Annotated in this window: 10 protein-coding genes; 1 reads left to right on the plus strand and 9 read right to left on the minus strand. The window is 37.8% G+C overall.

Annotated elements, in window-relative coordinates:
* Positions 1-45 precede the first annotated feature (45 nt).
* Positions 46-1665 (minus strand): tetratricopeptide repeat protein, encoded by a 1620-nt coding sequence (locus V7K53_RS06480; protein WP_335196787.1) that lies wholly within the window; start codon positions 1663-1665, stop codon positions 46-48.
* A 236-nt stretch (positions 1666-1901) separates the two neighbouring features.
* On the minus strand, positions 1902-2333 hold the full coding sequence (locus tag V7K53_RS06485) for a hypothetical protein (protein WP_335196788.1): 432 nt from the start codon (positions 2331-2333) through the stop codon (positions 1902-1904).
* 550 nt (positions 2334-2883) lie between these two features.
* On the opposite strand from V7K53_RS06485, the gene V7K53_RS06490 reads away from it, so the two are divergent.
* Positions 2884-3450 carry a hypothetical protein gene (locus V7K53_RS06490; RefSeq protein ID WP_335196789.1) on the plus strand — a complete coding sequence of 189 codons (567 nt, stop codon included), beginning with the start codon at positions 2884-2886 and terminating at the stop codon, positions 3448-3450.
* 28 nt (positions 3451-3478) lie between these two features.
* On the opposite strand, the gene V7K53_RS06495 is transcribed toward V7K53_RS06490, so the two are convergent.
* The 7 genes from V7K53_RS06495 to V7K53_RS06525 form a co-directional block, all read right to left on the minus strand.
* Positions 3479-3982: a hypothetical protein gene (locus V7K53_RS06495; protein WP_335196790.1), complete on the minus strand. Its 504-nt coding sequence runs from the start codon at positions 3980-3982 to the stop codon at positions 3479-3481.
* Between the two features lie 93 nt (positions 3983-4075).
* Positions 4076-4957: a hypothetical protein gene (locus V7K53_RS06500; RefSeq protein ID WP_335196791.1), complete on the minus strand. Its 882-nt coding sequence runs from the start codon at positions 4955-4957 to the stop codon at positions 4076-4078.
* 23 nt (positions 4958-4980) lie between these two features.
* A complete protein-coding gene (locus V7K53_RS06505; protein ID WP_335196792.1) occupies positions 4981-5352 on the minus strand; it encodes an IS1595 family transposase in 372 nt (123 codons plus the stop codon).
* Positions 5353-5515: 163 nt separating this feature from the next.
* Positions 5516-6055, minus strand: coding sequence for an SH3 domain-containing protein (locus V7K53_RS06510; RefSeq protein ID WP_335196793.1), 540 nt, complete (start codon positions 6053-6055; stop codon positions 5516-5518).
* 144 nt (positions 6056-6199) lie between these two features.
* Positions 6200-7708, minus strand: coding sequence for a UbiD family decarboxylase (locus V7K53_RS06515; protein WP_094353519.1), 1509 nt, complete (start codon positions 7706-7708; stop codon positions 6200-6202).
* Between the two features lie 479 nt (positions 7709-8187).
* Positions 8188-8910 carry a carbonic anhydrase gene (locus V7K53_RS06520; protein ID WP_335196794.1) on the minus strand — a complete coding sequence of 241 codons (723 nt, stop codon included), beginning with the start codon at positions 8908-8910 and terminating at the stop codon, positions 8188-8190.
* Positions 8911-10038: 1128 nt separating this feature from the next.
* The gene (locus V7K53_RS06525; RefSeq protein WP_335196795.1) at positions 10039-13755 is read right to left on the minus strand and encodes a diguanylate cyclase domain-containing protein; all 3717 of its coding nucleotides are present in this window, start codon (positions 13753-13755) and stop codon (positions 10039-10041) included.
* Positions 13756-13781 lie beyond the last annotated feature (26 nt).

Genomic DNA, 13781 nt, shown 5'->3' on the forward strand with positions numbered 1-13781 from the left:
CCAGATGCTAAACAAACTTTGGAGGCTACTTAATATAGTATTTATCTAAAAGTTTAAAATATCTACTGATTCTTCTATTTCTAAATCTAATATTATTTCTCGTGTATCTTTGAGTGCTTCTAGTTTACCTTCTTGACGATAGATATCTGCCGCTTTTTGAAAATCTTCAATTGCTCCCTGTTTATCTGCAATTTCTAAACGAATATTCCCACGATTATAATAAGCATCAGCATAACTAGGATTAATCTGGATTGCCTGAGTATAATCTTCAATTGCGCCCTCAAAATCTCCTAAATCTGAACGAGCATTACCACGGTTGTAGTAAGCATCGGCATAATTAGGATTAATCTGGATTGCCTGAGTATAATCTTCAATTGCGCCCTCAAAATCTCCTAAATCTGAACGAGCATTACCACGTTTTTTATAAGCTATGGCATCTTGAGGATTAATCTTGATTGCTTGAGGAAATCCTGGTTGAGAGCCTAATAAATAACGAGTAATGCCACGGTTTTTATAAGCATCAGCATAATGAGGATTAATTTTAATAGCCTGGGTATAATCCTCAATTGCTCCTTGGTTATCTCCAACATGAGAACGAGCTTCAGCCCGATTTTTATAGGTTACGGCAACATTAGGATTTATTCTAATAGCTTGAGTATAATCATTAATGGCTTCCTCTAATCGGCCCAATTGATAGAGAGCTAAACCTCGTTTATTGTAAGATTTAGCATCATGAATATTTATCTGGATTGCCTGAGAATAATCTGCGATCGCAGCTTCATAATCTCCTGTTTGATAGTGTGCTAAACCTCGTTTATAATATAAGTTAATATCATTATTAGTAACTTCTAACGCTTTAGTGTAATTAATAATAGCATTTGTATATTCTCCTTTCTCGAAATACTCATCACCCCTTTTTGTATAAAGTAGATTTAAATCTTCATCACTATATTCAGGTTTAAAAGGAGATTTGAACACCTGATTAATAGTTGGCTTAAATGAAATCTCCTGTTTCGGAAGATATTTATAAATAGGTGGTTGTTGCCGAGAAGAATTATTTATAGAAGATTGTAACTGTTCTAGATAGCACCATAAACCACCACCATATAGTAATTGTTCTATCCCAAAAGAAATTTTACCAGTCTTCAACTTAATCATCCTGGTTGGGAGAAAGCCAGCCAAAAAAAGGTGATACTCAGATTGTGCTTCACTCACATCTTCTTGAATTAAAATGCAAACTACAACTGCATTTTTTTCAACTTCTTCAGAACTAATTGACCATCTAACTCTGTCAATGCGACCATGACGAGATTTAACCTCAATACCAATAGATGGGTCAGAAGTCAAGGTAAAATCTATATTACCATCGCCGCCAAATCGCTTTTCATAATCGACTTCGGTAATAAAATCAGCTAAACGTTCTTTGACAACTTCCTCACCTAACTTCCCTTTGAGATAGCTAAGAAAAACATCACGCACTGGTAAAACACGCTTATATTTCTCAGCCATCTGCCAGCAAAATTCCCGTAGTGCCTTTAACCTCTCTCCAGAAATTATAGTTAATTCACTATATTGACCTTCTGTTTCACAATGAAGCAGACAACCAGATGCTAACCTTTTAATAAAATCAGACTGTAGCGATCGCAGTAGTGTAATCCAGTCCATTTATATTTCTGCGAATCTTTTGATGAGATTATTCTATTAAAATATCCATTCGGCGTAAACCTTTTAATTAGCTTGGGTGATATTCCCAAAAATTGTTTACTATTTTGAAATAATTCTTAATTTAACTTAATATATTAAAATTAGCAGAGGATGAGATGGGGTTAAAGCGAGTGTATTAAGATATAGTACCCTCTCTCAAACATCGCTGCTTTTTAGAGTCGAGTATAAGTGGTGAATTATTGATAGATTTGCCGGAGTTCTTCTAGATTATTCACAGTTTTGATACTGGTGAGAATAGCACTTAATATCTCTACGTTCTGTATTTGGACAATCTCTGGTAATATTGTTAACCCTTCACTGCCAAATTTTAGTTCCAAACCCATTTCAATACCTTCAAGGAGTCCTTCTCTTTTTCCTTGTTCAATACCCCTTCTTTCTACGCTGGTAATATACGGCATTTTCTTCTCCTCCTCATATAGAGTTACTTCTTGCCAAAAACTGTTCTCTAATTCTTCAGGTAATCTCATCACCCAATCGATAAACCGAAACAGGTTGATAATATCTTCGCGCTGATAACCTTTTTCGTAGAGTCGTTTCGTTAAATCAAGCTTCCAGCGTTTGCGGCTTTGGTCATCTTGGCGTGTTTCCTTTGCCTTCAAATGAACCATCACTACTGTAGCAAATGGGTTAGAACTTGCTTCTAATTCTGTCCATTGTTGGCTATATTCAAGTAATTTAACAATGGGAAACTTGAATTTGACTTCGCAACCCCATAGTTCATCGCTAAATTGATTTGGTTTCCATGTGGGGCGGCTATAGACCTATTGCAACGGTGGCTGTAAGTTGAATTTGATGGTTAAGGTGCGATCGCATAGTAGTACAGGTGCTTTATACATTTCTAACTTTGGCTTTTGAATGTAGTTGAATCAATAACATCATTGTGTCCTAGTTAGCGGTAGTGACTTTCTATGAACAAAGAATATCATTCTTAATAGTGTTGCTAGTTAGCGGTAGTGACTTTCTATGAATAAAGAATATTACTCTCCACTAGAACACAAATTCAGTAATTTGATAAACCAGATTTCTTAGGTGTGAATCAGGAAAATTTTGATTTTATTAAGTACAGAAACTAGGTTTATCAACATCGACTTCTAATACTGAACTGATGTTCTAGAATATATTCTTCTTGGAAAAATATTTATCTATCACCTTTAAATTATGTCAATAACACCAAACCAATTTCGTGAAAATCTAAAGCTCCAATTAAAAGAGATTAAAAAATCCTTACAAATGGCTTCTTCTATTGATGAATACCAGCGTCTTGTGGAAAAAAAGAAAAAAGAATCAGAAGATCCCAAATTAGTAGAAATTATCACAGAGGGCTTAAATTTCTTATTAAAAGAAAGAGAAAATCACATTAATTTTGTACAAGCAAAGCTATTAGATAAATTTCCTCTACCTCTCTCTTGGATTTCAATAAATACTGAAAATACTGATAACGATAAGAAGCGCATAGAAGACATTAAGCATTACGAAAAAGTCATTGAGTATTGTATCATTTTTGGTAATACTGACCTGCTAGATCAATGGGGGATTTATTCTCTTTGTAATTCAAATATTATAAATATTAGAAGTAAAAGCCAATATATTCAAAATTACACCAACATCTTTCAACAATTATTGGATGAAAAGCTAAAAAAAGAAAAAGACATTCCTCAAAAAGTTTATTTTCAATATTTAATAAAAGCATTTGAATATATTATAGACAATGTAAATTCTCTATAGTTATAATTAGTTATACCGATCAATTTTTCTATTCTATTGGTTCAATGGGTGTCCGTTTCACGATTTCTTCCACGCTATTATTGATTATATCAGATCCTCTCTTCATTCTTTCCACCAGATATTCATCATAGTCTTTTGGCATTAGTCTTCTCAAGTCTTGTAAAGATTCTTCTACTTCCTGCTGTGTATTATGAATTCTTGTAAGTTTTTGTTCATCATTATTTTTTTGAGCTTCCCTCTTTTCTGTTTCGAGTTGTCTCCAGTACTCTAAAAGTTCTCCTTCTTGTCTATATGTATATTTAGCTAAAAAATTCTTCCAAGTGTTTTTTTCTTGTAGAGTTCCTTTCAAAATTTGGAACTCTTGCCGCAAATTTTCTTTGGCTTTATTTGTGACATCTTCAATAATCTTATTTTTAAAAATTTCAATTTTTTTATGTAATACCTTTTTAACTTTATGAAGTAAGTACACAAAAACTGTAACCAATGCCAATATGATTAAAACAAAAACTATTGTTTTTATCCAATTTATCATGTCAGTTTTTAAATTTAAATTGTTGACTTTTCAGTACTGCTTATGAATACCATAAAGCAATTTATTCATAAATTAGCTCAAAATTAACTGGAATTAATTTCTAGCAGTATTTATTCTTGAATAGATATTAGATTTGTTCTTCAGAGATTGCAACATCTCCTTTACTTTATTAACTTCTTCTGTGTGGTCAGTAAGTTTATCTAATAAACTTTCAATTTCTTCAACCAAAATACCCTTATTCAGAATTACCTTGAATTCATTTATATGTTGTTCATTATTGTTAGCTAAGATTTTTTTAAGAATATTTTCGATATCTCGAAAACGCTGAAGGAAAAGATATTGACTGCCTTCAATTTCTATTTCTTCAAGTCCCAATTGCTTATTTTGCTTATTCATATCATACAGTATTTGAATAGCAGTAATGTACTGCCTAATTAAAATTAAATATTTGTAAATCTTTTCTTCAGACGAATTATGTATTTGTTCAACAGATAAATCGACAATTTCATATTCTAGATAATTGATACGCTTCTGTATCTCATATATATTATGTTTCATATCTCGTGTCATTTCCGTAAGAATCTCTTGAACAATGTCGTCACGAAGTATTTTTTTAAGTTCATCTGTGAGTTCTTGTTTCAAATCATTTTTTGCTTCCTTGTCTAAAACAAATGTTTTAAATAATGTATATCCATAGAGAACTGTAAACAAAGTCAAAATAAAACCTATAATCCATTTTATGTTTTCTAGAAGTTCCTTACGTATTTCTCCTATCTTGTTCTCCAAATTGATGATTCGATTATCAAGTTGCGCTGGGGTTTGACTTATGATAGGAGTTTGTGACTGTGGAATCTGAGCATAAAGAGGCTGATTAAGAATTGGTAGAGAGACAAAAAGTACTACTACTTTGGGCAAAACGTTCATCGCAAAACAAAAAGCACGTATATTTTGTTTTTTTAATGGGCGGCTATCCATTGGGTCTTCCTCAATCTTTTCTATCACTCAATAATTGCTACAAGCATTTCCAGTAGTTGCTTTTCTTCCATCACCGCTTTATGAATACGCTCTATCATGTAGCAAGCCGTATTCTTATTAACCCCAATCTCTTTGGCAAGCTGACGCACACTAATACCCCCTGAAGAATTTAGCACAAGGTGAATCGCAACAAACCATTTTTGTAATTCTACATGAGTCTTGTGAAAAAGTGTACCGACTGTAACACTGTATGAAGTAAAGCATTCATTACAGTGATATCTACGCTCATTCTTGTATGGAGTAGCGTTGGTTGATTCACAATATGGGCACTTTGGCTTCCCGTTCCAGCGAATTTGCTCAAGTAGAGCAAGGCATTCTTCGTGATTTTGTAACATGGTTATTCTCAGAACTCTGAGAATAACCATGTCAAAAATTACTCTTTAATTTTCTAGCAATATGTATCAAGCGTTAAGGAAAAACTAAGGTAATATTGCGATCGCAATTTTTATTTTTTCGTATGAAATACCCTGCTCCTTACTTGGGGGTTAGGGTGGGATTCTAAGAACAACTAGTAAGGGCTGCACCACATTGATCTTCCCTTGTCAACCAACCCTTAACACCTTGATATTCTACCTGCGCCCAATCTCCCTGACAGCCCAACAATTTGACAGCCGTATTAGCAGGAATTCTTCTCAGTTTTTGGCTTTTTTGACTGCTACTAGCATAGAAATCCACGCCGTTAGTACCGTAGCCTCGCGTTGTTAAGCCTAACTTTGGCACGAATACCCATCCAGTTCCTTGAAAACCATTGTTAGCATTAGTAATCTGCACCCAATTTCCAGCAGCACCAATAACATGAACTGTTTCGTTAATGGGTATTTGTCCTATAATTACGTTATTTGTACTTGCACCACTCCGCACATTTAACCCTTGCGAATCTGTATCGGTGACGTAGGCAAAAATATCGCACTTTTGAGAATTACTTGATTTCGCTAAACTTATTTCACTAGCTATACCAGTATTGAGTATCACACTAACACAACTGAATGCCAATCCGATCGCTAACTTTGATGCTGGATTTTTCACTTTTTTTGTCATAATTTCTTCAAGTTTCTGGCATCAGTACCTAAGGCTGGAGTCTTATTGATATCTCCGAATCTACATAAACTTCAAGACGCGATAAATCGCGTCTCTACATTAGGGTTTTGTTGCTCTATCTAAACTGTATTGATCTATAACAGGTTACTTCATATCATAGCCAAACAAATTTGGGTCTACTTCTCCTAACTGCAACTCTGCCAAACCATATTCCGCCCATCGTCTCTCTACCATCGCCGCCACATCGGGGTCGGATTCTAAAGGCGAACCCCATTCATGATTTGTTTCCGGCGGAATCTTTGTAGTCGCATCAATTCCCATGCGTCCGCCTAAGCCAATCTTCTCACTAGCAAAATCTAACGTATCAAAAGGTGTATTCGGCAAAATAAAGACATCGCGCACTGGGTCAACTTTAGAACTAATCGCCCAGACAACTTGACGCGGATCGCGAATATTTATATCTTTATCCACAACAATTACAAATTTGGTGTAGGTAAATTGTGGTAAGGCACTCCAAAACGCTAAAGCCGCCCGTCGCGCTTGTCCCGGATATGCTTTATCTATGGAAATAATCGCCGCTTTGTAACTCAAAGCTTCCATTGGGAGGAAGAAATCGACAATTTCTGATACTTGTTGCCGCAGTATGGGCGTATAAATGCGATTTAGTGCGATCGCCATCATCGCTTCTTCTTTGGGTGGACGACCGCTAAATGTTGTTAAGTAAATCGGATTTTTCCGGTGCGTCATACACTCAAAGCGTACCAACGGCGAATCTTCCACGCCGCCGTAATAACCCATGTGGTCGCCAAAAGGCCCATCTGGTAAAACTTCCCCTGGTGTAATCGTTCCTTCTAAGACAAATTCGGAATCTGCGGGAACTTCTAAATCTACAGTTTTACATTTTGCTAACTGCACACCAGAACCGCCATAAAGTCCTGCAAACAGCCATTCTGATAAATCTACAGGGATGGGTGTAGCTGCTGCCATAATAATTAGAGGATCTACACCAAGTGCGATCGCAACTTCTAATTTTTTCCCACGTTCGGCCGCTTTTCGCAAATGCCTCGCCCCACCCCGCACCGATAACCAGTGAACCGTCATCGTATTTTTAGATTGCAGTTGCAAGCGATACACACCTACATTTGGAGTACCAGTCTCACAATCCTTGGTAATTACTAATCCCAGCGTGATAATCTTGCCAGCATCACCAATATAAGGACGTATCAAAGGCAACTTATTTAAATCTAAATCATTACCTTGAAGCACAACTTGCTGACAAGCGGGGAAAAAGTCTCGTCCTGGTTTCGCCTTCACCACATCAAACAGCACTTTCCCAAAATCTATCGCCTGAGAAATCTTCTTTGGCGGTTTTGGCTGTTGCAGCATACTTAGTTTTTTCCCCAGAGTTTCCAACTCCTCTGGATGCTGCATATTCATCGCCCAGCAAATCCTTTCCACTGTTCCCATCAAATTCACCGCCACCGGGAAGGAAGCGCCTTTGACGTTTTCAAACAACAAGCCTGGGCCACCTTTTTGCAGCATCCGGTTGGAAATCTCAGCAATTTCCAAGTCTGGGTCAACTAAAGCAGAAATTCGCCGTAATTGTCCTCTTTCTTCCAAAATTTTAATGAATCCCCGCAAGTCTCTCGCCATTGTTTTAATAAAGCTGATTATTTAAGAAGTGTGAAGCGCTTTCTTATATTATGGGGCATTGGGGATTGGAAAGAGGCAGAGGGGCAAGGAGCAGAGGTGAAAGAGGTAATTTTTTCTCCCCCTTCTCCCCATTCGGGAAATTGTTGGTTTTAATTAGAAATTAACCTATTTAGTAACTTTTCTTAACTGTGTTTTCCAAAGTATTTAGTTATTGTATCTAAAGGATACGCAATTATTTTTTACAAATAAGCGCTAACCCAATCAAACATGGCCAAAATATACTATACCTTCCTGGCAGGCGGCCTTGTTATATAGTCTCTGCTGGGATTATTTTTTAGAATACATTCTCAACAATATTTATACTACCCTTACCATCAAAAATAATGGTAATGGTATACCAAAACACAAAATATTTTATAAAAAATAATCTTTTGCAACATTATTAAACTAAGATTATATGCCTAAAAAGTGTGAGATATTCAAGTAATAATGTTGACTTTACCAGTGTCAATATCGTAACAAGCACCAACAATTTTTAGTTTACCTTCACTGAGCAATTTAGCTAAAATAGTTGAGCTTTCCTGCAATTTTTCAGTCTGATACTGAATGTTGGCTATAACTGCATCTTGCATATTATCACCAGTTCGGAACTTTATCCTTTCTACAGATGGTTTGATGCCCTCAATAATCAAACCAATTCTGCCAGGAAGTGGTTCGTTTTTGATTGCTTCTGCTACTGCACCACATCTCCTATGACCCAAAACCATAATCAACTGCGAGCCTAATACTGCTGTAGAATATTCCAGACTACCTATAACCGTGTCACTGACAACATTACCAGCAACTCGCACGACAAATAAATCTCCAAGTCCTCGATCGAAGACAATTTCCGCAGGTACTCTAGAATCTGCACAGCCCAATATGGCGGCAAAGGGATACTGAGCTTTAGCAACTAATCGTAGGTGTTCTAGTGATTGATCGGGATATTGACGTTTTTGATGGATAAATCTTTGATTACCATCAAGCAAGCGTTTGATGGCTTCATTCGGACTGATTGAATTAGGGTTAACTGGGTGAATATCAGCAACAGCAGTTTGCTCTGTATTCCAAAAGCTATCACCAAAAGTAGTAGCTGCAATACCTACGGCACTGGCGAATTTCAAAAAATTACGTCGCCCGACAAATCCATTAATTCGACTCATCAATCTACCTGACAACAACAAAGCTGTTCCCAAGAAGATATCAGGCTTAAGTAAGATGCAAGAGTACCTGATTACACGGTTTAAGAGTTATTTAATATTCGCATGGTTTAGAGTGATTCAAATTCAATACAGTTCAGTTAGCGCCAAAAATCTTAAACTGTATAAGTTGGGGAGCTACTTCGCCTTTGCAGTTTATCGACTTAAAGCAAGTGGCGTTTGAGGAACAAAACCAAATATTTCCTGGGCTTTGTTGGGTTGCGCTTTGCTTAACCCAACCCACAATTGTATTGGGTTATAATCCAGTCTGCGTTAGCGATAAAAGATAATCATTAAAGTGGCTTTATAACTCTTTTTATAAATTATAATAATCAATAAATAAATTCGTCAGTTTTTTAAAAGTCTTCATACCTGGCTTCGAGATTTAGATTGTGTACTTAACTCAGTTGAAATCTTTTGAAGATATAGAGATATTATCTTTTCACCTATTAGTCAGTATTCAGACGATACTCTTAGCTATTTAAGAGGATGTTTGAAAAGTCTTGGGCGAATAGGACTCGGTAATACACAAACTCTCTTCCACTTCCGTAGACTAATACAAAAAAAGGGTTTTGCCTGTGTAGCCGAGATTTCCAATTGCCAGTTAGTAATAAATTAGACTTTTCAAACAACCTCTAAAAGCGTAAGCGTAGCTCGTTTGGTGTTTGTTTCCTGATTCACTCAGGCACAAAGCTCTGTTCTGACGTTCATTTTCAAAAGTTTGTGGTTGACTGAAATTGGTTCTCTGGCTAATAATGTGTTTTTTCTAGTCAAATTTAAAGTACTTTTATCTAAACTCAGGTTAGGCATCTCTTGCCAGCAGTGGCGACAGAACCAGTAGGTTTCTTGTAAACGAATGTGACGAAGCATTTGGTTGGAACAGCAAGGGCAGTTTGTCATAGTATTGTTGTTTTATTAAAAAAGTTAAACACAAATAAGTAGTTTGCTCTTGGCTTAACTACCAACAGCTTTAATTTATAAACAGAAAATAAAGAACTAATAAAGAAATGACAGTAGTTAAAAAACTTTAGAAAATATTAACAATTACTTGATTAACGTCGGGTAGCAAGAACCGCAGGTATCGCTCACTCTCTAAGACAGTCTATTTATACAAGAACGATTACGCCCGTTTGCTTTGGCTTGATAAAGGGCTTGATCCGCTGCCTGAATCAAATCCAAAGGAACCATATTAGATGTCGGAATCACTGTGGCAATTCCGATACTCAAGGTGACGTGGTGCCTCACAGGCGATGCCGCGTGGGGAATATTTAGCTGTTCTATAGCTTTATGAATTTCTTGGGCAACGTGAAAAGCCCCATCACTAGAAGTGTTAGGCAAGATGACAACAAACTCTTCTCCGCCATACCGAGCAGCTAAATCTCTAGAACGTTTGACACTTTGTTTGAAAGCTTGGGCAATAAAGCGCAAACAATCATCTCCGGTCGCATGACCATAAGTATCGTTATATTGTTTAAAATAATCAATGTCGCATAAAAGTAGTGAGACAAAACCTTGTTCTCGTAAAAGATATTGCCAGACAGAATTAAGCTTAATATCAAAACATCGGCGATTGGCGATTTGAGTTAATTCATCCACCATTACCATATTTTCAAGCTGCTGGTTGGCACGCTGCAATTGTTGATAAAGTTCTGATTGCTGAATAGCGATCGCTACCTGTGTTGCCAATTGCTGAAGCAGTTCGCTTGCCCAAGGTTGCCACTGACGCGGGGCGTTGCAATGATGAGCAATCAAAAGACCCCAAAGGCGATCGCCTTGTAAAATTGGTACAACTAGTTTGGCTCTGACTTGCAACTGCTCCAATAACTCTACATGACAAGGGGCAAATCCGGCGGTGTAGATGTCTGGAGTAACTCTGAGCGTACTTTCTTGATAAGACTGTCCCTGTATTTTAACAAAATAGCTGTCTGTAATTTCCATATTCAAAATCGATTGCCAACCTGCTGCTATAGACTCCGTGACAATCACACCACTCCAATCACGGTTAAAACGATAGATGATGACGCGATCGGTTTGCAGAAAATGTCGAACTTCAGCAACAGTTGTGTTTAAGATTTCATCCAAGTCTAAAGATTTACGGATATGTTGAGCGATCGCATAAACCATGCGTTCCCGTTCTGTTTGCTGTTGCAAGGCAATTTGTGCCTGTTTGCGGTCTGTGATATCTGTAAATGATGTCACCACCGCAGATGGTTTTGATTCATCGGATTCAAACAGTGGCTGAGAATTGATTGAAATCCAAGTCAAGCTGTCATCAGGTTTATGAACTCCCATAATCACATTAAATTGAGGTTTTCCAGTGCGTAAGGTGACAATGGCGGGGTGAGTTTCGCCTGGAAAAGAAGTACCATCTTCATGAATAGCTCGCCATAGCAAAGCGATGGAAGTTCGTCCCATCATTTGATCGGCTGTTAACCCTAAAATTCTTTCGGCACTGTCATTACAGGTGGTAATGCGTCCATCGGATTGCTGTAGGACAATACCTTCTGCCATCGCTGTAATTACCGAACGATAGCGTTGTTCGCTTTCTCGCAACGCTTCTTCCATACGCTTGCGTTCAGTAATATCAGTATGAGTTCCTAGCATCCGTAGGGGAAAACCATTCTTGGCGCGACTCGAAACTTGACCCCGATCTAAAATCCACTTGTAGGTTCCATCCTTGCACTTAATCCGATATTCACTGACATATTGTTGGGTTTCACCAGACAAATGCTTGCTAATCTCCTCGTAAACCCTCGCTTTATCATCGGAGTGAACCCGCTGTTCCCATTCACTGAGGGTATTTCCAATTTCATGCTCTGCAAACCCTAACATTTCTTTCCATCGTCGGGAAAAAAAGACTTCGTTAGTTTCAGCATTCAAATCCCAAACTCCGTCGCCATTTCCTTCCAAGGCATACTGCCATCTTTCTTCACTAGTTTTGAGTGCGGCTTCGATTTGTTTACGAGGGGTGATGTCTTCAAAAATGTATAACCGCCCAAAGTATCGATCCTGAATATCCCGAATTTGACTGGAAAAGCGGCGAATCGTTCGCCCATCGACAAATAAAATTTCATCCTCAATCGTGCAACGATTTTCTTCAGACTGCAACGGTTTATAGGATTCGACAAATGCCGATACATCGACAATTGAAGATATACAATCAGGAATTATGTCATTATTTTTTAAAGCACCCAAACGCATTTGGTCTTGTAGATGTTCGATGCCCCAAATTTTACAGAAGTGGTGATTGAAATAAAGGATTTCATCGGTACGATTGTCAACAACAAAAAATCCCAGCAAAGAAGTTTCAGTCATAGAACGCAGCAAAGCTTCCCGCCAGCGCAATTCTGATTCTGTACGCTGGTGTTCTTGTAGTGCAGCTTGTTGCTTGGTAATATTCTTTTCGTTGACGAGGATGATGGAGTTACCCGTTACCGGATCGCGGGTGCATCGTATATCGATCCCATGCCATTGAATTCCCTCAGTAGTAAACACCTGAGCCTCTATGCTGAACGCCTCACCGAAATTAATCGCTTTCATAGCTTGTTGTCCAACACTCTTATCAACAAAGTGACTCAGGAAAATATTCTCAGCTGACGAGTTAGGGTACAGGGTATCCCGATAACAGCGCAGGGCTGCCGGGTTTTGCATCAAAGGTACACCATCCATTGTGTAAAGCGAGATCATTACTGTGGTGTGACGTAGGGCTTCAATCGATCTGAGTGTTTCTCGATCGATCTGATTGATAATTTCTGTCGATCCTTCAACCAGCATCGCCATTCGCCCTTCTTCAATTTGAATTCCAGAAAAGATGCAGCGCAGAGAAATAGGTTTTCCTTCTGGGTAAAATGTCCAGTTTTCAGTAATGGTTTTCCCTTGCTGAAATTCTTGCAAATAACTTTGCATTCGAGTGTGAGTAGACTCAGAAACATCACTGAAGTTGCGATTGAGCAATTCTTCTCGACTTTCAGCATTCCAAATATGCAGAGCGGATTGATTCGCCCACCACATCTGCAAGTTTTGAATATCATAAATCCAAACTGGAGTTTGTAATCGGTCAAATGCAATCAAGTCTGCAACTGATATATTCTTTGGCAATGCTGTTCTTGTGATAATGGAACCTCTAAAATTCTGATACAGAGTTCTTTTAATTGACTTCAACTTTGGCTGAACTGTCAAATTTTTCAGGTTTTGATTGAGTTGCAGCGTTAGTTTTTGGCAGGATGTAGCCCTTTGCTGATGGCGTTCTGCTTCCCCAAGAGCGATTCCTAGCTCTGCGGCTATCAGTTGGAAATACTCAATTTCTAAAGAACTCCATTGACGCGAGCCACTGCACTGGTGAGCAATTACTAAGCCCCATAAATGAGGATATGTACTAGAAACTCCATCAAGTTCTTGATTGTTTACTAAAATTGGTACTACTAAATTAGCTCGAATCTGCAAGTCCGTTAATAGTTTTTTGTAACAAGGGTCAAGGTTTATAGTATGAATGTCTTCAATGACACTAACGCTTCCATCTTGATATCGCTCTACCCATGTCGCATTGAAGCAAGGATCGTAAATTAATTGCCCTAGAATCGGTTTCCATCCATTACTTACAGACTCTTCTGCGATAACTCCATCTCCATCGGAAAAAAAGCGATAGATAATGGCGCGATCGCTTTCTAATGTTGTTCTAACTTCGCTGACAATAATCTTGAGAATTTCACTCACTTCAAGTGACTGATGAATTTGATCGGCCAGCATCCTAATTCGATCGAGGATTTGCTTTAAATCAATTTCAGAACCCGATAGACGATTGAAGAGCATAGTAATAATCTATGTATATGCACTTA

It is taken from the genome of Nostoc sp. (assembly GCF_036917355.1).
GTDB lineage: Bacteria > Cyanobacteriota > Cyanobacteriia > Cyanobacteriales > Nostocaceae > Nostoc.

Bases quoted from the DNA above. Each gene is read 5' to 3' on its own strand.
- V7K53_RS06480 (WP_335196787.1), bottom strand. From the start codon at position 1,665: ATGGACTGGATTACACTACTGCGATCGCTACAGTCTGATTTTATTAAA.
- V7K53_RS06485 (WP_335196788.1), bottom strand. From the start codon at position 2,333: ATGGTTCATTTGAAGGCAAAGGAAACACGCCAAGATGACCAAAGCCGC.
- V7K53_RS06490 (WP_335196789.1), top strand. From the start codon at position 2,884: ATGTCAATAACACCAAACCAATTTCGTGAAAATCTAAAGCTCCAATTA.
- V7K53_RS06495 (WP_335196790.1), bottom strand. From the start codon at position 3,982: ATGATAAATTGGATAAAAACAATAGTTTTTGTTTTAATCATATTGGCA.
- V7K53_RS06500 (WP_335196791.1), bottom strand. From the start codon at position 4,957: ATGGATAGCCGCCCATTAAAAAAACAAAATATACGTGCTTTTTGTTTT.
- V7K53_RS06505 (WP_335196792.1), bottom strand. From the start codon at position 5,352: ATGTTACAAAATCACGAAGAATGCCTTGCTCTACTTGAGCAAATTCGC.
- V7K53_RS06510 (WP_335196793.1), bottom strand. From the start codon at position 6,055: ATGACAAAAAAAGTGAAAAATCCAGCATCAAAGTTAGCGATCGGATTG.
- V7K53_RS06515 (WP_094353519.1), bottom strand. From the start codon at position 7,708: ATGGCGAGAGACTTGCGGGGATTCATTAAAATTTTGGAAGAAAGAGGA.
- V7K53_RS06520 (WP_335196794.1), bottom strand. From the start codon at position 8,910: ATGAGTCGAATTAATGGATTTGTCGGGCGACGTAATTTTTTGAAATTC.
- V7K53_RS06525 (WP_335196795.1), bottom strand. From the start codon at position 13,755: ATGCTCTTCAATCGTCTATCGGGTTCTGAAATTGATTTAAAGCAAATC.